This is a genomic window from Gemmatimonadota bacterium, from assembly GCA_016714015.1.
In the GTDB taxonomy this organism is placed as follows: domain Bacteria; phylum Gemmatimonadota; class Gemmatimonadetes; order Gemmatimonadales; family Gemmatimonadaceae; genus Pseudogemmatithrix.
Map to the genome: position 1 here is coordinate 854,323 of JADJNZ010000001.1, position 22,688 is coordinate 877,010.

The window sequence follows — 22,688 nt, forward strand, 5'->3', positions numbered from 1 at the left end:
CGGTCACGTGGATCTCCGTCCAGGTTGGTCAGCGATGAGCGGGGGTCGGCTCGTGCATCACCACATCGGCCCCCGACGCGGGGAGCGCGCGCGGCGTGGTCCCCCGCAGGAACTGCTCGTGCCACAGCTGCGTCGAGAGCACGGCGACGATCGCCTGGTTCTCGCGGAAGCCGGTGGCCTGTCCCCGCCGCGCGCGCCGGGCGAGCCCGTCGACCGCGGCCGGTTCGAAGTACCCGTACTCGCGCACCCGCTCGGCGCTGAGCACGTCCTCCACCCACGCGGGCGCCCCGGGCCCGAAGAATGACGGGGCGTCGGGCGCACGGTAGGGCTGCTTGCCGCGCGTCCGGATGGACGGCGGCACGATCTCCTTCGCCCAGCGGCGCAGGATCTCCTTCTCCTTCAGGCCGAGCAGCTTGGAGCTCGTCGGCAGGCGCGCCGCGAACTCGTAGAGTCGATGGTCGAGGAACGGATAGCGCCCCTCGATCGCGTGGGCCATCCCCATCCGGTCACCCTGCGAGCTGAGCAGGTATGGCGACAGCAGCGTCTTCATCTCGAGGTAGGCGGCGCGATTGAGCGGCGACCAGGTGCCGAAGGCCGCCGGCAGTCCGTCGCGCAGCTCGACGAGCGGGTCGCGCGTGGCGCCCGCGCGCATCGACGCGCCGTAGAAATCCTTGATGCGCGACGTGAGCTGGAACCGCGGCAGGTGCGAGAAGAGCGGATCGTCGGGCGACCCGGCGTCGGTGAAGAACTTCTTCCAGAACTCGCCGCCGCTCGCGCCCGGCAGGTACTTGTAGATCCGGTCGAACAGCGCCGCGCGCGCCGTGCTCTCGGGATGCCGGCCGGCGAAGAGCCGCACCGACACCTCCTTGAAGAGGTCGTAGCCGAGGAAGAGCTCATCGGCGCCCTCCCCGGTGAGCACGACCTTGATCCCGCGCTCGCGCGTGAGCTTCGCGAGGTGGTACATCGGCACCGGCGCCGTGCGGACCAGCGGCGTCTCGGTGTGCCGGATGACGTCGGGGAAGGCGGCGGCGATCACGCCCTGCGAGATGTGCGTGACAGAGTGCTGGCTCCCGATCTCGCCGGCGAGCTGGTTCTGCCACTCGCTCTCGTCGAACCGCGGGTCCTCGAAGGCGACCGAGAAGGTCCGGAGCGCGAAGGGGGAGGCCTTCGCCGCGAGCGAGCAGGTGATGCTCGAATCGAGCCCGCCGCTGAGATAGCCACCCACCGGCACGTCCGCCCGGAGCCGCAGCGCGACACCCGTGCGCATCAGCTCGTCGAGCTCGTGGATCGCCCGCACCGACTCGTCGCGCGCCTCGGGGTAGTCGAGCGTGTACCACGGCTTCACCGTGAGCCGACCGTCCTTCCAGATGGCGTAGTGCCCCGGCGGCAGCTGCTGCACGCCCTTGAAGGGCGTCCGCGGCGGCAGGGTCGCCCAGTAGGTGAAGACCTCGTCGAGGCCTTCGGGATCGGCCTCGGGCGCGACCTCGCCGCTCGCGAAGAGCGCCTTCACCTCCGACCCGAAGATGAGGTCGCCATCACGGACGGCCCAGAACAACGGCCGCACGCCGAATCGATCGCGCGCGAGGATCACCTCGCCGGTCTTGCGGTCGTACAGCGCGAACGCGAACTGCCCGTTGAGGCGATCGAACATCCGCGGGCCCCACTCCTCCCACGCATGGACGAGCACCTCGGTGTCGCTCACGGTCCGGAAGCGATGGCCGAGGCCCTGGAGCTCGGTCGTGAGCTCCTTGTAGTTGTACGACTCGCCGTTGTAGGTGACGACGACGCGCCCCTCCTCGCTCTCGAGCGGCTGCGCGCCACCGGCGAGGTCGACGATGCTGAGGCGCACGTGCGCGAACCCGACCATCGGGCCGGTGAGGAAGCCGTAGCCGTCAGGGCCGCGATGATGGATCGCGGCCGCCATCCGGCCGAGCGTCTCGAGGTCGACACCGCGCGGCCGTGACCGCGCGATGCCCGCGATCCCGCACACTAGGTATGCGCTCCGTGATTCCAGCCCAGGTCGACCGACTCGACCAACTGCGGACCGAGGTGCAGGTACTTCGTCGTCAGACGCTTCTGCTCGACGTCACGCATGGCCCCCTTCACCTGCTCGGGGGTGAGCCCGATCTCGGCCGCTACCGCTTCGGGCGCGATCCCGTGCACGTACGCGTAGACCACCTTGTCGAGCGTCTTGGTGGGGAGGAGATAGTAGAACTCCTCCTGCGACTGCGGGAGCGAGAAGGTGTCGGTGGTGGGCGGGCGCGACGTGATCGACTTGGGGACGCCGAGGTAGTCGGCGATCTGGTAGACCTGGGTCTTGTAGAGATGCGCGATGGGCTTCATGTCGGCGAGCCCGTCGCCCCCCTTCACGAAGAACCCCTGGTCGTACTCGAGGCGGTTCGGCGTGCCCACCACCGCGTAATGCAGGCGGTCGGCGTGGAAGTACTCGAACATCGTGCGCGCGCGCTGCTTGAAGTTCGACGCGGCGACGATCTCGCGATACTCGGCCGCGGGCAGGCGCACGCGGCGCTGCTCACCGCCCGGCGGCTGCACGACGATGTAGGTCACGTTGATCGCGCCACTCTCGAGCCGGTCGCTCGGGAGGGAGAGCTTGCAACCCCAGTCATCACGGAACTCGGGGATCACGCGCCGGATGGCATCATTGCGGCGACGATAGGCGGCCACGCCCTCGAGCATCGGGGCGATGTCCTCGGTGGTGTGGTCGATGCCGAGCTGCTGGGCGAGCTCGGTCGCGAGCCGCAACGAGTTCGGATCGCTCTCATGCTCGGGCATGAAGATGCCGAAGACCTTCTTGGGGCCGACGGCGCGAACGGCCAGGGCGGCGCAGACCGAGCTGTCGACGCCGCTGCTCATCCCGACGACATAGCCCTTCCGCTTGAAGGACTCGGCGAGGTGTTGCCGCATGGAGGCCACGATGGCCTCGACGGCCTTCTCGACGTCGAGCTGGAGGGCGTTCGCGATGGTTCCGGACATGGAGGCGTTCTGAGGGGGTGAAGGCGGCGCAAGCTGGCTAGCCAGCATAACATAAGCAAGGCGCGTGCCGCGTCCGTTGCCCGGACTCGACGACTCGGGCAATTTCAGGACGGCGCGCGCCTTGCCAGAGAAGGACAGGCGACACCATCCGGACGCAACGAGGACCACCATGAACCGACTGACGATCCGGCCGACCGCCGCCCTGCTCCTGGCGCTGGTCGGCTGCGGAGGCGAGATGCGCAAGGCGAACACCGGGACCCCCCTCCCCGCCCTCGAGGAGGTCACTGCGGCAGAATGGCAGCGACTGGCCGAGCGGACTCTGTTCTTCGGGCACCAGTCGGTCGGTGCCAACGTGATGGAGGGGGTGGCCGAGGTGCTCCGCGCGCACCCGGAGATCCCGCTGCGCGTGATCGAGACAGCCGATCCGGCACGGATCACGGCTCCGGGGCTCTACCACGGCGCGGTGGGCCAGAACGGCGCACCTGACTCCAAACTCGCAGACTTCGGGCGCATCGCCGCCGCGGTGGGGGACTCGGGGACCGCGATGGTCAAGTTCTGCTACGTCGACGTGGATGCGTCCACGGACGCCGAGGCCCTGTTCGCTCGCTACCGCGCGACCGTGGATTCGCTCCGCGCCAGACAGCCGGGCCTGACGCTTGTGCATCTCACGTTGCCGTTGCAGGTCGATCCCGGCACGCTGTTCCACTGGCGGACCAAGCTGCGCGGAAAGCAGACCCCGTTCCGCACCCTGAACGCCATCCGTGCGCGGTACAACCAGCGGATGCGGGAGACCTACGGCGGGCGCGAGCCGCTCTTCGACCTCGCGCACTTCCAGTCGCTCTTCCCGGACGGCACCGTGGGCGTCGTCCGACAGGGCGGACAGGACGTCGAGTATCTGGCCCCGGAGCTGACTTCGGACGGCGGGCACCTGAACGCGCTCGGACGCCAGCGGATCGCGCAGGCTTTCCTTGTCGCACTCGCGAAGCTCTGACCAACGATCTCCTTCGGCGCCATCAGGCATGAACGTCGCGCGACTGCTCTGGGACACCGCGGATGCGGCTGGTGGTCGGCACGCCATCCGCGATGCTGATCGCGTGCTTGATTACGCAGCTCTCGTCGGGCGCGCGGCAGCGATCCGCGACGCGCTCGGCTCGAGCGGGACGCGCAAGGGAGACCGCGTCGCGATTCTCCTCCCGCACGGCGCCGACAGCGCGGCCGCCTTCTACGGCGCGACCGCCGCAGGCGCCGTCACGACGGTGATCAATTGGCTCTATCGACCGCGGCAGGTCGAGGCCGTGCTCGAGCACGCCGCGGTCAGCGTGCTCGTCACCACGCGCGAGTGGGCGGCGCTGCAGACCCGTCCCCTCGAGGGCGCGACCCGGCTGCTCTTCGTCGAGGACATCCCGGCGGTAGGCTCGGGGGGCCCCACCGACGCCGACGGGGCGTCACCCGCGCAGATCACGTACACCTCCGGGTCGTCCGGCGGTCCGAAGGGTGTCGTGATGAGCCACGACAACCTCATTGCCGGGATCCGCACCGTGGTCCGGTACCTCGGCATCACCGCCGAGGACCGCATCGCGAGTGTGCTGCCGTTCAGCTTCGTCTATGGGTTCAATCAGCTCAACTGCGCGATCGCGACCGCGGCCCGGCTCGACATCATGACGGCGACCATGGGCGGTGAGCTCGTGAAGTCGCTCGAGGCCGCCGGGACGACCGTGCTCGCGGGCGTACCCCCGATCTGGATGCAACTGCTCAAGACGCCGGCGTTCCAGACGCCGATCCCGTCCCTGCGCATCGCGACCTGCGCCGGCGGTCGGCTGAGTCCGGAGGCCGTGCGCGCGGTCCGCGTCGCGCAACCGCAGGCGCAGCTGTTCCTCATGTATGGGCTCACGGAGGTCTTCCGGAGCACCTTCCTCCCGCCGGACGAGGTCGACGCGCATCCGGATTCGATGGGACGCGCCGTACCGGGGTCCCGCGTGTACGTCGTGCGGGAGGACGACACCATCGCGGCCGACGGCGAGGTGGGGGAGCTGGTGCATGCCGGACCCACCGTGGCCGTCGGCTACTGGAACGATCCCGAGACCAGCGCCAAGGTCTTCCGCCGCAACCCGACGGCCGAGGTGGCCGACCCGTCGCTCGCACGCGCGGTCTACTCGGGCGACCTCGTACGGCGCGATCCGGAGGGGCGGCTCTATTACGTGGGGCGCCGTGATCGCATGATCAAGACTCTGGGTTTCCGCGTGAGCCCGGACGAGATCGCTGACGTGCTGTACGCCTCGAAGCAGGTGACCGAGGCGGTGGTGACGTCCGAGCCGGATGAGGTACGGGTGGAGCGCATCGTGGCGCACGTGGTGCTGGCGCCTGACGGAACGCTCGATCAGCTCCGTCGTTGGTGCGGGGTGGAGCTCCCGCGCCACATGCAGCCGGCGCGCTGGGATGTCCGGGACGCACTGCCGAGGAATGCGGCCGGAAAGTTCGACCTCGTGACGCTCGGCGGGGCGACGAAGTAGGCGTGGCGAGGGTCCCGCACCCAGGCGTGTGCGCGTCGTGGCGGGCGCGTTACACTGGAGAATCAGGCGTCTGCTCGCTGGGCACCGATTCGCGCAGAGTGTTCCACTCAAGCCTTTGGAAAGAAAGGAGTTACCGTATCTGACGTCGCTCGGACGATCCTCCTGCTCGACGGCATTTTTCTTGCGTGGTATAGCATTGTCGTTACATTTTCGTGGACCGCGCCGCGGTTCGGTCCATTGTTGGCACGGCAAGCCCACCCCACACCTCCGCTCCATGTATCAGAAGCCGACCCTCGAGAAGTTCGGTTCGTTCCGCGAACTCACGCAGTGGGGTTTCGCGAGCGCGTCAGACGGTGGATCGATCTTCGGGATCAGCAGCTCCGGCTGCTCTACCCGCATCCGTCGCCGCACGGTGAACATTGGGTGCCCCACCACGCAGGGCGACCCGTCGACCGGACCGGTCCGCACGACCTCCTGAGCCGCCTAGCCCGGTCGCACCTCGGTGCGGTCGGCTGGTCGGTCGAAGGATCGCAGCACCGAGATGCCCGCGTTGCGCAATGTGCGACGCGGGCATTTCATATCCTTCACCAACTCGCTCACCCCGTGAACCTCCCCTCGCCCAGCCCCACCGTCGTATTCCAGTCGCTCGAGGACGGTGCCATGCTCTTCTACCCCGAGTCCGAGACGTACTTCGGCCTCAACGCGGTGGGGGCCTTGGTCTGGTGCGCGCTGCCGCCTGCACACGGGACACTGGATGCACTCTGCGCGACGCTGGGCGAACGCTTCCCCGACGTCCCGCGGGACACGATCCGCACGGACGTGATCGAACTGCTCGATGCCCTCCTGCGCGAGGGGCTCGTGCAGCCGACGCCGACGGGCGACGGCGATGCTGCGCCGACTCCGTAACCTCGCGAGCCTCGGCCCACGCGGGTGGCGTGACCTGTGGCGCGCGCAGGCAGCGCTGCTGCGCGCCCAGCGTCGGTTGGATAACGAACCGATCGGCGCGCTCGCCATCCGAGAGCCGTTCGCGGCCGAGGCGGTGAGCGGTGACCCCGGCCGCGCGTATCTGCTGGCGATGGCGGTGCATCGCGCCGCGAGATTCGGCCTCATCCGACCCTTCTGCCTCGTACGCGCCATGGCACTCCGCGACCTGTTCGTGCAGGACGGGCTGCGGGGCGCGAGCATCCGCATCGGCGTGCGACGTGCCGACGGCGTATTCCAGGCCCACGCGTGGGTGCGATGGGGCGAGCGCATCGTCGGCGACGATCCCGACTATGTCGCGTCGTTCACCGAGGTCGATGACCTCGGCGTGATGCAGCGTCGATGAGCGCCATCGCGGCGATCGCGGCACCCGACGCCGCAGGGTCAGGCGCACCGGGCCGGCTCGCGCGGGCGATGCTGCGCGTGATGGTCCCGGGCGGCGTCACGACCAGCACCCCTGCCGAGACGGCATCGGCCGGGGTCGCCCTCGCCGCCGGCGCGACGAGCTGGGAGCGGGAACTCCGCGAGGGCGCGGGCGAGTGCGCCGCGCGCGGCCCACTGCTCGTGGCCGCCGACGCGACGCTCTATCATCGCGACGACCTCCGGCGGGCGCTCGCGTTGCGTGCCGACGACGCGCCCAACGACGCGGCGCTCATCCTCGCGGCCTACGCGGCCTGGGGTCGGGACGCGTTCGCGCGACTCGAGGGGGATTTCGCCGTGGTGGTGTGGGACGGCGCGAACGGCCGGTTGCATGCCGCGCGGGCATTCGCGGGCCACCGCACGCTCTTCCACGCCCGCGTCGGCGACGGCGTCCGCATCGCGACGCGGGTGACGGGCCTGCTCGAGGATCCGCAGGTGCCGCGCACGCTCGACCTCGCGGCGATCGCGACCGTCGCCGCGGGGATGTGGGGCCATGCGCCGGTCACCGCCTACCAGCAGGTCGAGGAGCTGGCGCCGGGACACCTGCTCACGTGGGAGCGCGGACGCGGGGTCCGCGTCGACCCGTTCTGGCATCCCCCGGAGGACATCCTCCTTGATCGGGCCCCGCTCGATCGCGGCGCCGAGGAGTTGCGCGCCCTGCTCGTGGCCGCCGTGCGCGAGCGCGTGGCGGGCACGGGGCCGACCGCGCTCTCCCTGAGCGGCGGGTGGGACTCCACCTCGGTCGGGGCGGCCGCGACGGTAGCACTCGGCACCGAGGTGTCCTCTCGACTCCGGCCGGTGAGCATCAGCTATCCCGAGGGCGACCCTGGGCGCGAGGACGAACTCATCCGCCAGACCGTCGACGCGTGGGGACTCCGGACCCGGTGGGTGCCGGTCGACGGCATCGCCCTGCTGCCGGATCCGACGCGCGATGCAGCGGCGCGCGACCTGCCCTTCGCGCACGCGTTCGAGCACTGGAACCGCGCGCTCTCCCGCCAGGCCCGCGCCGACGGGGCGCGCGTGATGTTCGATGGCGTGGGCGGCGACCAGCTCTTCCAGGTCTCGGACATCCTGCTCTCCGACCTGTTCGGCCGCGGTCGCTGGCTCGAGCTCGCGCGCCAATGGCGCCTCCGCGGCGGTCACGGCCTGGCGAACGCCTGGCGTTGGGCGGTGCGCCCCGCGCTCCCCCCGGCGATCCCGCGCTTCCTCGCGCGCCTGCGCGGCTTGCCGGCCCCGCCCCCGCATCTCCACCGCCAGGCCTCGTGGTGGATCACCGAGGCGATCCTCGAAGCGGGCGGCGCGCGCGCGCGCGAGGCTCGTGCACTTCCGATGCTCCCACGCACGAGTCGCGTCCTCGCCGAGACGCACGCGTATCTGCGCTTCCCGTTCTTCGGCCGAGTGGTGGGCGTGCTGCGCGCCTTCGCCCTCGAGGAAGGCGTGGAGCTCCGCTCACCGCTGCTCGACGACCGGGTGGTGCGCTTCGCCGTGCGGCGGCCGTGGAGCGAGCGCAGTGACGGGCTCGAGACGAAGATCCTGCTGCGGCGCGCGATGCGTGGCCTCATCCCGGAACCGGTGCTCGCCCCACGCCCCCATCGGACCGGCGTCACGTCAGCATATTTCCTCCGCCAGCTGCGCGGTCCTGCGCGGCCACATATCGAGGACGCCCTGCGCGACCCCATGCTCGCTTCCCTCGGCCTGATCGACGCCGCGCGCCTGCGCTCGGCGTGGGCGCATGTGCTCGACCACGATGACGACGACCTCGGCGCGCGCATCTTCTTCACCGTGCAGGCGGAGTGGTGGACACGCGCGCATGCCTCGGCGCCGGGGACGCCCGCGTGACGGCACTGCGGTTCTATTCCGTCTACGGCGAGCGCCTCGCGTCCGACCTGCCGTTGCCGGAGCTCGACGAGATCCCGGCGGGCCCGGCGCGCTGGACGGCATCGGTCGCCACGACGCTCCCGCCCATGGAGGGGGCCGTCGAACTCGGCGCGGAGTGCATCTACGGCGATGTTCATGCGCGGCTCATTCGGCATGCGCACGGGCACCGCATCGTCGTCGAGGACACCGGGACCTTCGACCTCTCCGAGGATCGGACGCGCATCACGATCGTCCCGCTCACCGGCGCGTGGGATGATTTCGTACGGGCGCACCTCATGGGTCGGGTGCTCGCGACGGCCCTCCACCTCGACGGACTCCTCCCGTTGCACGGCAGCGCCGTCGCGACCGCTGAGGGAGTGATCGGGTTCCTCGCGCCGAAGGGATACGGCAAGTCCTCGCTGGCGCTCGCGCTCACGACCGCCGGCGCCTGGCTCGTCAGTGACGACACCCTGGCGATCGACGTCGAGTCGGGACGGGCATGGCCGGGCGTGCACGGCCTGCGCGTGCGCGAGGATGCGCGCGAGGTCGTCGGCGTCCCGGAGGGCCCGTTCCGCACGCGCGAAGGCAAGCACCTCATCACCGAGTTCGGGCAGGAGCGCGTCTTCGCGCGCCCGATTGCGCTCGCCGCGCTCTATCTCCTCGTGCCGATCGACCCCGACGGCGAAGGCGTCGACCGCGCCCCCATGCCGCAGCTCCAGGGGGCGATCAGTCTCGTCGCGCACGTGAAGATCGGCGGCATGCTCGGCTCGGCGGCGGCGCCGGCCCTGCTCGCGAGAGCGGCGCGCCTCTCGGCCACGGTGCCGCTCTACCAACTGGCGATGCCGCGTGATCTCGATGCGCTGCCCGCGATGGCACGCACGATCCTCGAGTGGCATGGGATGCCGACGCCATGATGGTCGTCGCGGAGGGGCTCACCAAGCGCTTCGCGCGCCAGCGGTCGTGGCGCGAGGTCGCGCGCGCACCGCTCGCGGCGCCACGGCAGACGGTCGTCGATGGCGTCTCCTTCACGGTCGCCGAGGGGGAGATCTTCGGCCTGCTCGGCCAGAACGGCGCCGGGAAGACGACGATCTTCAAGATGCTCTCCACCTTGCTCCTCGCCGACGAGGGACGCGCCCTGGTGGGGGGGCTGGACGTCGCGGCATCGCCATTCGCGGTGCGGCAGCTCGTCGCCCCGGTGATCGCGAACGAGCGCACACTGTACTGGCGGCTCTCGGCGACGGAGAACCTGCGCCTCTACGCCACGCTGCAACGCCTCGACGGCGCGGCCGCGCGCGCCGAGGTGCAACGCGTTCTCGCGATCACGGGCCTGACCGATACCGGCGAGAAGATGGTCGGGTCGTTCTCGACCGGCATGCGGCAGCGGCTGCTCATCGCGCGCGCGCTGCTGGCGCGTCCGCGGGTGCTGCTGCTCGACGAGCCGACGCGGAGCCTCGATCCGATCTCGGCGCGGGACTTCCGTCGTTTCCTCCGCGAAACGGTCGTAGACGCCGAGGGATGCACCGTGCTCCTTGCGACGCACGACGCCGACGAGGTGTGGGACCTGTGCGACCGCGTGGGGGTGCTCGAGCGCGGACGCCTCCTCGCGGTGGAGGGGACCGCCCGGTTGCGACATCGGGCGGGTGGCGACCGGCATCGACTCTGGCTCCGCGCCGATGCCGCCGCAGGGGCCGCCGCCGCGCTCGGCGTGCCGCTCGAGGATGCCGGGGCGAGCGTCGAGGACGGCTGGCACGAGTTCGAGTGCATGCTGCCCGGGGGCGCCGACGGCGCGGCCGCGGCCCTCGCGCGTTTGAGTGCCGCCGGGCTCGCGGTCGCCCGCTTCGAGCGCACCGAACCCTCGCTCGCCGACCTGATCGAGCGCGTGCTCGCCGACCGCGAGGGCCCCGCCTGATGCGCGCGATCCTCGCCCTGCTCCGCGCCGCCTGGCTCTCGGCGACCAGCTACCGTGTGGCGACCGCCCTCTCGACGGTGAGCCTGCTCGCGTCGGTCGTGCCGGTGTGGTTCATCGCGCGCGCGGTGGAACCGATGGCACGCGAGTCGATCCGGCTCGAGAGCGGCGACTACTTCGGCTTCATCGTGCTCGGCATCGCGTCGACGTACATCATCCTCGCGGCGAGCGCGGCGTTGCCCGGGGCCCTCGCCGGGAGCATCGGGAGCGGAACGTTCGAGGCATTGCTCGTCACGCGGACGCCACTGCCCGTGCTGCTCGTCGGGATGTCGGCATACCCGGTGCTCCAGAGTCTCGTCAATGCGACGATCGTCGTGCTCGGGGCGGTCGTCCTCGGGGTGCGCCTCGATCCGCTCATGCTCCCCGCCGTGGCGGGGATCCTGCTGTTGCTCATCGCCGCGCACGCCGCGCTCGGGCTCGTGTCATCGGCGCTCGTGCTCGTCTTCCGGACGTCCGGGCCGCTCGTGACCGCCGTCGTCGGCGGCTCGAGCCTGCTCGGGGGCGTCTACTACTCGACGACCGCGATCCCCGGCTGGCTGCAGGCGCTCTCGGGGCTGTTCCCGCTCACGTACGGCCTCCGCGCCACGCGCCGCCTGCTGCTCGCCGATGCGCCGCTCGCGGCGGTCGCCGGCGATGTCGCGGTGCTCGCCGCGATCGCGGGCGGGGGCCTCGTCGTCGGCACCATCGCGTTCAGCGCGGCACTCCGGCACGCGCGGCGCGCCGGCACGCTCGCCCAGTTCTGACCGATGCCGCTCTCGCGCTCCCCCGAAGCCCAGCTGGTGTTCCGCAGCGCCGACGTGCGGTGCGGGAGCGCGGAGCTCGCGCCCCTCGCCGCCGTGATCGAGGATTGGGGGCGCGCGGTGCACCTCGCCGACGGCGAGCTCGCCACGCCGACGCTCTGGCGCGCGCTCCGCGAGGTGCGCGACCTCCCTGCACCCGTCGCGGAGGCGCTCCGCCGCGCCGCGATGTTCGGCGACTTCCGGATGCAGCAACTCGCCGGTCGGCTCCAGCAGACCATCGCGGCCTTCGCGGCCGCGCAGGTCCCCGTCGTCCTGCTCAAGGGGGCGGCCCTCGGCGCGATCGCGGATCCCTCGTTCCGTCTGCGTCCGATGACCGACCTCGACCTGCTCGTCGTGCCGGACGACGTCCCCCGCGCGCGCGCCGCGCTCGTCGCCGCCGGATGGCAGGAGACCGAGGACCCGACACTGCACGCGCTGCTCGACGAAGGGCACCATCACCTGCCACCGTACTTCGACCCGCAGTTGCCGGGGATGCGCGTCGAGTTGCACGTCGCGCTCTTCCCCGCCGACCACTCGTTCGCGTTCGACGAGACGCACCTGCGGCGCGAGGCGCGCCCGGCGGCGGCCCCGTTCGCCGGCGCGCTCGTCCCGAGTCCCGAGCACCTCGTGCTGCACGCGTGCATCCACTTCGCGTGGCAGCATGCGATGGAGTTCGGCGCGTGGCGCACGTTCCGGCTCGTGGGCGTGGCCAGCACCGCACCGGGCTTCTCGTGGGAGCGGCTGACCACGATCGCGCGTGAGGCACGCGCGGCGACGAGCTGCTACTGGACGCTCCGGCTCGGGCAGCGGATGGGGGCGCTCGAGGTGCCGCCCGCGGTGCTCGCCGCGCTCGCCCCCCCCACACCGGAGTTCGTGCGCGCGGCCCTCGAACGGCATTTCATCGCTGCGCTCGTGCCGGGTGAGGCGCCGCCGAGCCCGTCGATCGGGATGTCCCGGTTGCTCTGGCGGGCGGCGTTGCGGCCACGCTGGAGCGGGCACCGCGTCGCGAGTCGCCTCGATTCGGACCTGAAGTGGGCCGAGGAACTCCGGGGCACGGCACCGGAACCGGTGAGCGTACGGGTGCGCCATCACACCGCTCGCCTGCAGCACTGGTGGGACTTCGTCGCGGTGACGCTGCTCGGGCGTTAGGTCGGCCGGCGGCCCGCGCGGGGACGCCCGGGGACGCGAGCGCTCAGCGCGTGCGTGATGCGGCGAGCGCGAGGCTCGCCCACCCCGTGAGGAAGGCGACACCGCCCAGCGGCGTGATCGCACCGAGCACGCGAATGCCGGTGAAGGCCATCGCGTAGAGCGAGCCGGAGAAGAGCACCGTCCCGGCGATGAAGGCCCAGCCGGCGATGGTCGCGGCACGGGCAGCGCGCGGATCCGGCTGCTGCGGGTCGGCGACCCGATCGAGGAGCCAGGCGACCGCGAGCAGTGCGAGCGCGTGATACATCTGATAGCGGGCGCCGGTCTCGAAGACCTCGAGGAGGCGCGGCTCGATGCGTGCGCGGAGCGCGTGCGCCCCGAAGGCGCCGGCGGCGACGGCGAGACCGGCGGAGAGGGCGCCGATCCGGAAGAACTGCCGGGCTGCGGTGGGGGCGGTCGGGGGCATCGGCGGTGAGAAGAAGTCGGTCTTCGCGGGGCTGACGCGGGCCATCCCCATGCACCGCATGAAGATAGCCGTGTGAGCCGTTCACTCTTGCGATTTTCGGTGTTTATTCGGTAATTACAGCCCGTTCTGTTCGGTCCCCATTGGTATTGAAATGTCCCTCGCTGCCCTCCGCCAGCAACTCGCCGCCGTCGTCGCCGGGACGCCGAGCAGCACACCAGGCCTCCCCACCGGGGTGGCCACGCTCGATGCGATCCTGCCGGGCGGTGGGGTGCCGCGCGGTCGATTGACGGAACTGCTGGCGCCGGCGGGACTGGGGAAGACAACGCTCGCGCGGTCGCTGGTGGCGGCGACGATCCGCGGCGGTGGCGGCGTGGCCTGGATCGACGCGACCCGCACGCTCGATCCGCGTGACTGGGCCACCGAGTCGGCGGCGTACGACGCGCTCTGGGTGGTGCGGCCGGGGGACGCGGCGCGCGGCCCCTGGTGCGCCGACCTGTTGCTGCGGTCGGCGGCCTTCGCGCTCGTGGTGCTCGATGGCGCGCCGGTGCTGCCGCGGGCGGTGGCGGTGCGGCTCTCGCAACTCGCACGCGAATCCGATGCGGCGTTGCTGCTGCTCGGCGAAGGGACGAAGGCATCGGAGGTCGGCGGAGCGCTTCGGCTCCGTCTCGCGGGGTCGCGGTCACCGGGAGCCGCGACGCCACGGGTCACGGCCACGCTCGAGAAGGGCGGGCCTTATCAGCACATCCAACTGGAGGTGGGCCGTGGGCACGGCATCGCGCGTCGCCTGTGTACGCATCCCGAGATTCCCGATCGGCGCGGTGTGGGTGGATCGCGCCCCCGGGTCGGCACACGCGGGCGGCGCGCCGCGCAGCCCGAGTATCCTCGGCAACGCTGATCTGCACTGGGATGCCGAGCCGCTCGCGCTCATCGAGGGCACGCTCGTGCGCGCCGCGAGCGCGGCGGCGACGCACCTCGGCGTGCGCACGGGGATGACGCTCGCCCAGGCGCGGGCGAAGTGCGGCGCGCTCGTGCCCCTGCCGTGGGAGGCGCGCCTCATCGCGCGCGAGACGGCGCGGGTGAGCGCAGCCTTCCTCGCGGCGAGCCCGCAGGTGGCGCCGGAGCGCGGCGCGCCGGGCATCTGGTGGGTGGGGGCGGATGGGTTCGATGGCATCGGCGGTGAACGGATGCTGGCCGAATCGCTGCTGGCGATGGCGCGGGTCTGGCATCCGCGCGCGCGGGTGGCGGTGGCCGACGCGTGCATCACCGCGCATGCGGCGACGTGGAGCGCACGCGCCGCCGCATCGCCGCTGCACATCGCGCCGGGAGGCGATGGGGACTTCCTCGCGCGCGTGCCGATCGCGCTCGTCCCCATGGACGCCGAATTGCGCGAGACGCTCACGGCGCTCGGGCTGCGCACGGCAGGGGCATTCGCCCGGCTCGATCCGCTGGAGGTGGAGCGACGCTGGGGGAGCGACGGACTCGCGGCCTGGCGGCTCGCGCGCGGCGATGATGCGCGACGGGCGACGCTCGCACGGGCGGACGACCCGCGGGCCGTCACGCATGACCTCGCGACGAGTGCGTCCTCCATGGAGCCGGTGCTCTTCCTCGTGCGCGCGGCGCTCGACCGGCTGGTGCGGACGCTCGCGGCGGAGGGGCGCGCGGTGAGTGCCGTGGCGATCACGCTCACGCTCGAGGCGCCGGAGGAGGCTTCACTGGTCGGCACGGGCGCGCTGCCGACGACGATGGCGCCGGGCCGTCGCGTGACGCGCGAGGCGCGCCCTGCGCGGCCGATCGCGCGCGCGGCGCCGCTCTTCGAGCGGTGCCGCGCACTGCTCGACACCTGGGTGCTCGACGCGCCGGTGCGTGCAGTGGAGGTGCGCATCGCCGACTCGGCGCCGTCGATGGCCGAGCAGGGTGACCTGCTGGCGCCGGCCTGGCGCGACCCGGCGGCGGCAGAGGCCGCGCTCGCGCGACTGCGCGCGACGCTCGGCGCGGGATCGGTGGTGCGGCCGGTGCGGCGCGACTCGCATGCGCCCGAGCGGGCCGGGGCGTGGGAGGAGGTGGAGCAGGCGGAACTGCAGGTGCCGACGCTCGATGCGGTGGCGACGGGGATGGCCCCGGCCGCGACGGTCCCGGCGGCACGACTGCTCGAGTCACCGGAGCCGGTCACGATCACGACGGACAGGCGCGGCACGCCGCTCGTGATGTTCTGGCGTGGGCGGCGCCTCGCGCTCGAGCGCGCGCACGGCCCGGAGCGGCTCTCGGGCGAGTGGTGGCAGGCGGTGCCGTTCGCGCGCGACTACTGGCGATGCGAGAGCGATGAGTTGGGGCAGGACCTGCTGCTCTACCGTGACAGCGGGGGCTGGCGACTCCAGGGGTGGTATGACTGACCAGACGACGGATGGCGAGATGGCCGATGGCCAGCAAGGGCCGATGCGGGACGGGCGGGACGACCCACCGCGTGCGCGCCTGGCGGGGGCGGTGCCGCTGTACGGGGTGCGGCGCGGGTGGCATCCAGCGCCAGGGCTGGGCCGACGACCGCGCGCCGTCCCCGGGCCGCACGACACCCGCATGCCCGCCGGCGCGGACCACACCGACGCGTCGCGCGCGACGGCGTGAGCGGCTACGCCGAACTCCACTGCCATTCCACCTTCTCGCTCCTCGATGGCGCGTCGGATCCCGAGCGCCTCGTGGAACGGGCGGTGGCACTCGGGCTGCAGGCGCTCGCGCTCACCGACCATGACGACGTGGGCGGCGCGGTACGCTTCTCCACCGCGGCACGCACCGCCGGCCTCGCGGCGATCCAGGGGGCCGAGCTCACGGTCGATGTGCCGCTGCCGCCGGCCCTCGAGCGGACGGCGGGACGCGCCGCGCCGAGCCTCCTCCCCGCCCTGCCCGGCCTCGCGCTCGGCGAGGACGGCGTGCCGCGCCTGCGCACGCACGTGGTCGTGCTCGCCGAGTCGCGCACGGGATGGGGCAACCTCTGCACGCTGATCACCCGGGCGCGGCTCGACCATCCGCGCGGCGAGCCGCGCGTGACGCTCGACCAGCTCGTCGCGCATACCGAGGGATTGTTCGCGCTCACCGCCTGCCCGCGCGGCTGGGTGCCGCAACTGCTCGCGCTCGGCGAGGGGACGGCACGGACCGCCCCGCTCCTCGCGCATGCCGAGGCGGAACGGCTCGCGCGCGAGGCCCTCGGCACGCTCAGCGAGGCGTTCCAGCGGCGCCTCGCGGTGGAATGCTGGGACCACGCGTTGCCCGAGGAGCGCGCGCTCGTGGAGCGACTGCTGCCGCTCGCGAAGGCGCAGGACCTCCCCTGGGTCGTGACGAATGACGTGCACTACGCGCGCGCGAGCGGCCGCATCGCGCACGACGTGCTCGCGGCGCTGCGGCATGGCGCGACCCTCGACGAGATGGGGACGCGGCTCCGCCCCAACGGCGAATGGCATCTCAAGGGGCACGCGCAGCTGGCCGCCCGCTGGCGCGGCCGCGAGGAAGGGCTCGCGAACACGCTGGCGGTCGCCGAACGGTGCGCCTTCCGGCTCGAGACGCTCAAGCCGAGGCTCCCGCACTTCCCGCTGCCGGGCGGCGTGAGCGAGGACGAGTACCTCGAACGCCTGGTGGAGGCCGGCGCGCAGGAGCGCTGGGGATGGAAGCGCACGGCGCGGCACGACAAGCAGATCCAGCACGAGCTCACGCTCATCGCGAAGCTCGGGCTCTCGGGCTACTTCCTGATCGTGTGGGACATCGTGCGCTTCGCGCGGCGCGAGGGGATCCTCTGCCAGGGGCGCGGCTCGGCGGCGAACAGCGCGGTCTGCTACTGCCTCGGCATCACGTCGGTGGACCCGATCAAGCTCGAGCTGCTGTTCGAGCGCTTCCTGAGCGAGGAACGCGCCGAGGCGCCGGACATCGACATCGACTTCGCGCACCGCGAGCGGGAACGGGTGCTGCAGTACGTGTACGCGCGCTACGGCCGCGAGCATGCGGCGATGGTGTGCGAGCACATCACCTGGCGCGGGCGGAGCGCGGTGCGCGATGCGGCGCGCGTGCTCGGGTTCTCGCCGGACCAGGCGGGGGCGCTCGCGAGCTTCAGCGATCGCTACAGTGCGCGGAACACGGCAGCGGCGCTACGCGTCGGGACGCCGGGACAGGCGCTCGACGACGAGACGGCCGCCGCCGCACAGGAGTCGGATCCGTTCGCGCCGGAACGTGGCGATGCGATGGGCCCGGCGAACTACTCCAAGCGCGCGCTGCGCGATGCCCCGCAGGCGATCGAGGTGAAGGCGCAGAAGGCCGGCGCGCGCGCGGTGGCGGAGATGGGCAATGCCCGCGACGTGCAGACGCGCCGCAACGTGCTCCCGATGCGACCAGCGACACTGGTCGACGCGGTCGCGAGCGACCTGATCGTCGGCACGCACGCGAGCACGCTGATCAAGGAGGCGCGTGCCGAGCAGCGGACGGTCAAGGTCGTCGCGCGAGGGGAGAGCGGTTCAGCAGGAGGGTCCGCAGGAGGGGAGGGTCAGGGCTCCGTTCCCGCGATGCGGCCGCAGGGCCGCGCAACGGTCCGAGAGCATCGCGGGGGCGGAGTCCTGACCCGACCCGACGCGCACGAGAACGAACAGGCGGAACCCGACACCCTGCTCAAGCGCGCCAATCTCGATCCGCACGACCCGCGCGTGCAACGCCTCGCCGACATCGTCGAGCAGCTCGACTCGGCGCCGCGCCATCGCGGCATCCACGTCGGCGGCTTCGTGCTCACCGAGGAGCCCCTCCGCACGGTCGTCCCCATCGAGCCCGCGAGCATGGAGGACCGCACCGTCATCCAGTGGGAGAAGGACGACCTCGACCCCGTCGGGCTCGTGAAGATCGACCTCCTCGGGCTCGGCATGCTCACCGTGGTGCAGGACTGCCTCGCCTACGTGCGCCGCACGCGGGGGGTCGCGATCGACCTCGGCCAGCTCGACTGCGCCGACCAGGCCGTGTACGACGACCTCTGCCGCGCCGACACCGTGGGCGTCTTCCAGGTGGAGAGCCGCGCGCAGATGAACACACTGCCGCGCCTCAAGCCGCGCTGCTTCTACGACCTCGTCGTGGAGGTCGCGCTGATCCGCCCGGGGCCGATCCAGGGCGACATGGTGCACCCGTACCTCCGGCGGCGCGCCGGGGTCGAAGCGGTGACGTATCCGCATCCGTCGCTCGAGCCGATCCTCAAGCGCACGCTCGGCGTGCCGCTCTTCCAGGAGCAGGGGATGCAGGTGGCGATCGCCGCGGCAGGGTTCACGCCGGGCGAATCGGACCTGCTGCGCAAGGCGATGGGCCACAAGCGCAGCGCCGAGCGGATGGCGGACATCTGCCAGAAGATGCTGCGCGGGATGGAGGCGAACGGGATCGCACCCGACCTCGCGAAGCGGATCTACGACCAGATCAACGCCTTCGCCGACTACGGATTCCCCGAGAGCCATGCGGCGAGCTTCGCGCTCATCGTGTACGCGAGCGCCTACCTGCGGCACTACTACGCGCCCGAGTTCCTCTGCGCGATGCTCAACGCGCAGCCGATGGGCTTCTACTCGGCCGGGACGCTGATCGAGGATGCGAAGCGGCACGGCGTGAAGGTGGTGCCGGTGGACGTCACGCGGAGCGCGTGGGACCACACGCTCGAGCCGGGGGCGGGGCGGGGGGCACCGCCGATGGTGCGACTCGGGATCCGGTCGGTGCTCGGCCTGGGGGCGCATGCGCAGCGGAGGATCGAGGCGGCGCTCCCCCCGGGTCCCTTCACGAGCATCGCCGACTTCGTGGAGCGCACGAAGCTCGACCGCCGGAACCTGCGCGCCCTCGCCGAGGCCGGCGCGTTCGACGCCTTCGTGGCGGACGAGCCGGCCGCACGGCGACGGCGCGTGGCGCTCTGGCGCGTGCTCGACGCGGAGAAGGCACCGGCAGGACCGCTCGCGCTCTTCCCCGAGTCGCGCGTGCCGCCGCATCTCCCCGCCTTCGCCGCCCCCGAGCTCACCGAGGCCGACTACCGCCTCACCGGACTCTCGCTCAACGGCCATCCCATGCGGCATCTCCGCGCCCTGCTCGCGCCCAACGGCGTGCGGTCGTCACGCGAGATCCTCACGTTGCCGGACGGCACCGCCGTCGCGCATGCGGGACTCGTCATCTGCCGCCAGCGGCCCGGCACCGCAAAGGGATTCGTCTTCCTCACGCTCGAGGACGAGACCGGCACCATCAACGTCGTCATCACGCCACAGCGCTTCGAGCGGCAGGCGATGCTGATCTCGCGGACCCCTCTGCTCCTCGTGCGCGGCGTGCTGCAGGTGGAGAGCGGGGTCTACAACATCCGCGCGAAGTCGTTCGCACCGCTCCGGGCGGGCGCCGGAGAGGATGCGGTGAGGAGTCATGACTACCGATAGATTCCGTCATGCTCATCGCCCTCTTCGGTGCCACCGGTCGCGTCGGCGGCCGCTTCCTCGAGTACGCCCTCGCCGACGGCCACACCGTGCGTGCCCTCGTCCGTGATGCCGGAAAGCTCGAGCCGCGCCCCGGCCTCGAGGTCGTGCAGGGCGACGTCCTCGACGCGCCGACGGTCGACGCCGTGATCGCCGGCACCGATGCCGTCGTCTCCGGACTCGGCGGTGCGGGCATCGCTGACCCGGGCGAGGCGCAATCGCAAGGCATGCGCAACATCGTCGCCGGCATGGCGCGGCATGGGGTGCGCCGGGTCCTCGGCGTCGCGGGTGGCGGCATCCTCGACTCGGTCGAGGGCGGCCTGCGACACGACCAACCGTCCTTCCCCGCCGTCTTCAAGCTGGTGAGCGAGCGCCACAAGCAGGCCTGGCACGCGATGCGCGACAGCGGACTCGACTGGACGATGGTCGCCACCGGCGACATCGTGCCCGGCGAGCGCACCGGCGTCTATCGGACGCTCGAGGACTTCCTCCCCGAGGGCGGGCGCCGCATCTCGGTGGAGGACGTCGCCGACTTCCTCATCCGCTCGCTCCGCGAGGGCACGCACCTGCGGAAGCGCGTCGGCGCGGGCTACTGACGGCGGGCGGGATTCAGTCGGCCAGCCGCTCGCGGATCCAGCGACCCGCCTCGCGCACCGCGGCGAGGTCGATCCCCGTCGTGAAGCCTCGCGCCGCGAGCCGTTCAAGCACGAGCTCGGTCGCGACGTTCCCGGTCGCGCCCGGGGCGAACGGGCAACCCCCGAGCCCGGCCGCACTCGCATCGAAGGAGCGCAGGCCGAGGTCGAGACACGCATCGATGTTCGCGAGCGCGCGCCCGTAGGTGTCGTGGAAGTGCCCGTTCAGCCGCGCGACATCGGTCACCGCGAGGACCGCCTCCATCACACGGCGCGTCGCGTCCGGCGTCCCGATGCCGATCGTGTCGGCGATGCTCAGTTCGTCGCACCCCATCGCCAGGAGTTCCCCTGCGACGCGCGCCACGACGGCGGGTGCGATCTCCCCCTCGTACGGGCAGCCGAGCGCACACGAGACCGTGCCGCGTACCGCGATCCCGCGCGCGCGCGCGGCGGCGACCACCGGCCGGAACCGCTCGAGCGACTCCGCGATCGAGCAATTGATGTTGCGCTGCGAGAACGTCTCGCTCGCGGAGCCGAAGACGCAGATCGCATCCGCGCGCGCGGCGACGGCTGCCTCGAAGCCACGCAGATTCGGCGTGAGGACGCTGTACCGCACGCCGGGCACGCGGTGGATCGCGGCCATCACCTCGGCGGCATCCGCCATCTGCGGCACCGCCTTGGGTGACACGAACGACGTCACTTCGATCGCGCGGAACCCGGCCGCACTGAGGCGGTCGACGAGCCCGACCTTCACGGCCGCCGCGAGGATTCGCGGCTCGTTCTGCAGGCCGTCGCGCGGCGAGACTTCGACGAGGGTGACAAAGGGCGCGGCGGACTCGGACATGGCAACAATCTGCGGCGCGCGCGCCGCATTGTCAGTCCGGCGCAGGATCGGACAGATTGCGATATCACCTCACCGGGAGCCCGAATGCGCGTCCGCCGGCCATCTCTGATCGCCCTCCTGCTCGCCAACGGGGTCATGACGGGCACGGCCTGCGCGCGCACGGCGGTTCCGCCGGTGCCGGACGCCGCGACGATCGCGCGTGCGCAGGCCGCCGCCGACTCGCTCGGCCCGGACCTCATGGGGATGCTCCTCGGCGAGCTCGCGCGCGGAGGCCCGGAGTCCGCTGTGGCGGTCTGCGCCGATTCGGCGCAGGTACGCACCGCACGACACTCGCGCGACGGACTCGTGGTGCGCCGTGTCGGCACGCGCGTGCGCAATCCGTCCAACGCCCCCGACTCGGTCGAGCGGCGACTCCTCGCCCACTTCCAGACCGAGCAGGACGCCGGTCGCCCCATGCAGCAGGTCGCGGAGGTGACGCGCACCGCCGACGGCGCGGGATGGGAACTTCGGCTGGTGCGTCCCGTCGTCCTCCTCGACCGATGCACGACCTGTCACGGGAGCGCGGAAGAGATCCCTCCGGCCGCGCGGGCGCTCATCACCGCGAGGTACCCGGAGGACGAGGCCGTGGGATACCGCGCGGGCGACCTGCGCGGCGCGGTGAGCGTGCGTGTCGCGATGCCCGCGATGAGATGAGCGATGGCGTTCGCAGACCCGCGCTCGACCTCGCACCCGGCTTCACCACGCGATTCGCGCCGGCACCGACGGGCTATCTGCACCTCGGGCACGCGGTGAATGCGGTCTGGGTGTGGGGCATCGCACGCGCGTTCGGAGGGCGCGTGCTGCTGCGCATCGAGGACCACGACCGCGGTCGGTGTCACGCGAGATACGAACACGCACTGCTCGATGATCTCGATTGGCTCGGCCTCGAACCCGACGGCTTCGGCACGGACGCCTTCCGCACGGGTCCGCTCGCGCAGCGACAGAGCGACGGCCCCGAACGATACGCCGTGCACCTCTCGGCGCTCGAGGCGCGCGGGCTCGCCTACGCCTGTCGCTGCTCCAGGTCGGAGATCGCGCGGGCGACCGCCGAGAGCGGCGACACGCGCTACCCTGGCACCTGCCGCGCTGCGGCCGTCGCCCGGGACTCGACGCCGGCACGCCGGGTCGTGATGCGCGGGGGGGAGAGCGAGCGCTTCGACGATCTCCGACTCGGGCCGCAGTCCCAGGACCCCGACCTCCAATGCGGCGACGTCCTGGTGCGCGACCGCGCCGGCAACTGGACGTACCAGTTCGCGGTGGTCGTGGATGACCTGGACCAGGGCGTCGACGTCATCATCCGTGGCGAGGATCTCCTCGACTCGACGGGGCGGCAACTCCGGCTGGCGCGCCTGCTCGGACGCCGGGAGGCACCGCGTGTGCTGCATCACCCGCTCCTGCGTCACCCGGATGGACGCAAGTTGAGCAAGAGCGCGCGCGACACCGGATTGCGTGAGCTGCGCGCCGCCGGACGCACGCGCGCCGACATCCTCGGGCTCGCGGCGCACGTGAGCGGCCTCGCATCCCTGCCGACGCCGCTCGGCCCAGAGTCGCTCGCGGACCTGTTCCGTTGAGGCGGACGGTCCGATATTCCGCTCCGCCGCGCTCGCG

The 22,688-nt window shown here is 71.9% G+C and carries 21 protein-coding genes; 17 read left to right on the forward strand and 4 right to left on the reverse strand.

The window, feature by feature from the left end; translation table 11 throughout:
* Positions 1-28 precede the first annotated feature (28 nt).
* Positions 29-1,981, reverse strand: coding sequence for an asparagine synthase (glutamine-hydrolyzing) (asnB, locus tag IPJ78_03630; protein MBK7905634.1), 1,953 nt, complete (start codon positions 1,979-1,981; stop codon positions 29-31).
* 8 nt (positions 1,982-1,989) lie between these two features.
* On the reverse strand, positions 1,990-2,994 hold the full coding sequence (nadE, locus tag IPJ78_03635) for an NAD(+) synthase (protein MBK7905635.1): 1,005 nt from the start codon (positions 2,992-2,994) through the stop codon (positions 1,990-1,992).
* A gap of 169 nt (positions 2,995-3,163) precedes the next feature.
* Between nadE and IPJ78_03640 the strand changes: the two genes are divergently transcribed.
* The 10 genes from IPJ78_03640 (at position 3,164) to IPJ78_03685 (ending at position 12,656) form a co-directional block, all read left to right on the forward strand.
* A complete protein-coding gene (locus IPJ78_03640; protein MBK7905636.1) occupies positions 3,164-3,985 on the forward strand; it encodes an SGNH/GDSL hydrolase family protein in 822 nt (273 codons plus the stop codon).
* 28 nt (positions 3,986-4,013) lie between these two features.
* Positions 4,014-5,504 carry an AMP-binding protein gene (locus IPJ78_03645; GenBank protein MBK7905637.1) on the forward strand — a complete coding sequence of 497 codons (1,491 nt, stop codon included), beginning with the start codon at positions 4,014-4,016 and terminating at the stop codon, positions 5,502-5,504.
* 274 nt (positions 5,505-5,778) lie between these two features.
* Positions 5,779-5,982 (forward strand): lasso RiPP family leader peptide-containing protein, encoded by a 204-nt coding sequence (locus tag IPJ78_03650; GenBank protein MBK7905638.1) that lies wholly within the window; start codon positions 5,779-5,781, stop codon positions 5,980-5,982.
* A 125-nt stretch (positions 5,983-6,107) separates the two neighbouring features.
* Positions 6,108-6,410 carry a PqqD family protein gene (locus IPJ78_03655; GenBank protein MBK7905639.1) on the forward strand — a complete coding sequence of 101 codons (303 nt, stop codon included), beginning with the start codon at positions 6,108-6,110 and terminating at the stop codon, positions 6,408-6,410.
* On the forward strand, positions 6,391-6,831 hold the full coding sequence (locus IPJ78_03660) for a lasso peptide biosynthesis B2 protein (GenBank protein MBK7905640.1): 441 nt from the start codon (positions 6,391-6,393) through the stop codon (positions 6,829-6,831). The genes IPJ78_03655 and IPJ78_03660 overlap by 20 nt, the downstream gene beginning before the upstream one ends.
* Positions 6,828-8,744 carry a hypothetical protein gene (locus IPJ78_03665; protein MBK7905641.1) on the forward strand — a complete coding sequence of 639 codons (1,917 nt, stop codon included), beginning with the start codon at positions 6,828-6,830 and terminating at the stop codon, positions 8,742-8,744. The genes IPJ78_03660 and IPJ78_03665 overlap by 4 nt, the downstream gene beginning before the upstream one ends.
* A complete protein-coding gene (locus tag IPJ78_03670; protein MBK7905642.1) occupies positions 8,741-9,676 on the forward strand; it encodes a hypothetical protein in 936 nt (311 codons plus the stop codon). The genes IPJ78_03665 and IPJ78_03670 overlap by 4 nt, the downstream gene beginning before the upstream one ends.
* Positions 9,673-10,671: an ABC transporter ATP-binding protein gene (locus tag IPJ78_03675; GenBank protein ID MBK7905643.1), complete on the forward strand. Its 999-nt coding sequence runs from the start codon at positions 9,673-9,675 to the stop codon at positions 10,669-10,671. Before IPJ78_03670 ends, IPJ78_03675 begins: the two co-directional genes overlap by 4 nt.
* The gene (locus tag IPJ78_03680; GenBank protein MBK7905644.1) at positions 10,671-11,471 is read left to right on the forward strand and encodes an ABC transporter permease; all 801 of its coding nucleotides are present in this window, start codon (positions 10,671-10,673) and stop codon (positions 11,469-11,471) included. Before IPJ78_03675 ends, IPJ78_03680 begins: the two co-directional genes overlap by 1 nt.
* Before the next feature lie 3 nt (positions 11,472-11,474).
* Positions 11,475-12,656, forward strand: a complete 1,182-nt coding sequence (locus tag IPJ78_03685; GenBank protein ID MBK7905645.1) for a nucleotidyltransferase family protein — start codon at positions 11,475-11,477, stop codon at positions 12,654-12,656.
* A gap of 43 nt (positions 12,657-12,699) precedes the next feature.
* Here the strand turns inward: IPJ78_03685 and IPJ78_03690 are convergent, their stop codons facing one another.
* A complete protein-coding gene (locus tag IPJ78_03690; protein ID MBK7905646.1) occupies positions 12,700-13,119 on the reverse strand; it encodes a DUF423 domain-containing protein in 420 nt (139 codons plus the stop codon).
* A gap of 151 nt (positions 13,120-13,270) precedes the next feature.
* Here IPJ78_03690 and IPJ78_03695 point away from each other — a divergent pair, with 151 nt between their 5' ends.
* The 5 genes from IPJ78_03695 to IPJ78_03715 are packed head-to-tail and all read left to right on the forward strand — an operon-like array spanning position 13,271 to position 20,161.
* Complete coding sequence (locus tag IPJ78_03695; GenBank protein ID MBK7905647.1) at positions 13,271-14,014, forward strand: hypothetical protein; 744 nt, start codon at positions 13,271-13,273, stop codon at positions 14,012-14,014.
* On the forward strand, positions 13,944-15,509 hold the full coding sequence (locus IPJ78_03700; GenBank protein ID MBK7905648.1) for a hypothetical protein: 1,566 nt from the start codon (positions 13,944-13,946) through the stop codon (positions 15,507-15,509). The genes IPJ78_03695 and IPJ78_03700 overlap by 71 nt, the downstream gene beginning before the upstream one ends.
* Complete coding sequence (locus IPJ78_03705; GenBank protein MBK7905649.1) at positions 15,502-15,738, forward strand: hypothetical protein; 237 nt, start codon at positions 15,502-15,504, stop codon at positions 15,736-15,738. Before IPJ78_03700 ends, IPJ78_03705 begins: the two co-directional genes overlap by 8 nt.
* Complete coding sequence (locus IPJ78_03710) at positions 15,735-19,529, forward strand: PHP domain-containing protein (protein MBK7905650.1); 3,795 nt, start codon at positions 15,735-15,737, stop codon at positions 19,527-19,529. The genes IPJ78_03705 and IPJ78_03710 overlap by 4 nt, the downstream gene beginning before the upstream one ends.
* Positions 19,530-19,537: 8 nt before the next feature.
* Positions 19,538-20,161 (forward strand): SDR family oxidoreductase, encoded by a 624-nt coding sequence (locus IPJ78_03715; protein MBK7905651.1) that lies wholly within the window; start codon positions 19,538-19,540, stop codon positions 20,159-20,161.
* Between the two features lie 13 nt (positions 20,162-20,174).
* Here IPJ78_03715 and IPJ78_03720 read toward each other — a convergent pair whose 3' ends face one another.
* On the reverse strand, positions 20,175-21,041 hold the full coding sequence (locus IPJ78_03720) for a hydroxymethylglutaryl-CoA lyase (protein ID MBK7905652.1): 867 nt from the start codon (positions 21,039-21,041) through the stop codon (positions 20,175-20,177).
* A gap of 84 nt (positions 21,042-21,125) precedes the next feature.
* On the opposite strand from IPJ78_03720, the gene IPJ78_03725 reads away from it, so the two are divergent.
* Positions 21,126-21,734 carry a DUF3365 domain-containing protein gene (locus IPJ78_03725; GenBank protein MBK7905653.1) on the forward strand — a complete coding sequence of 203 codons (609 nt, stop codon included), beginning with the start codon at positions 21,126-21,128 and terminating at the stop codon, positions 21,732-21,734.
* Positions 21,731-22,651, forward strand: a complete 921-nt coding sequence (locus tag IPJ78_03730; protein MBK7905654.1) for a tRNA glutamyl-Q(34) synthetase GluQRS — start codon at positions 21,731-21,733, stop codon at positions 22,649-22,651. Before IPJ78_03725 ends, IPJ78_03730 begins: the two co-directional genes overlap by 4 nt.
* Positions 22,652-22,688 lie beyond the last annotated feature (37 nt).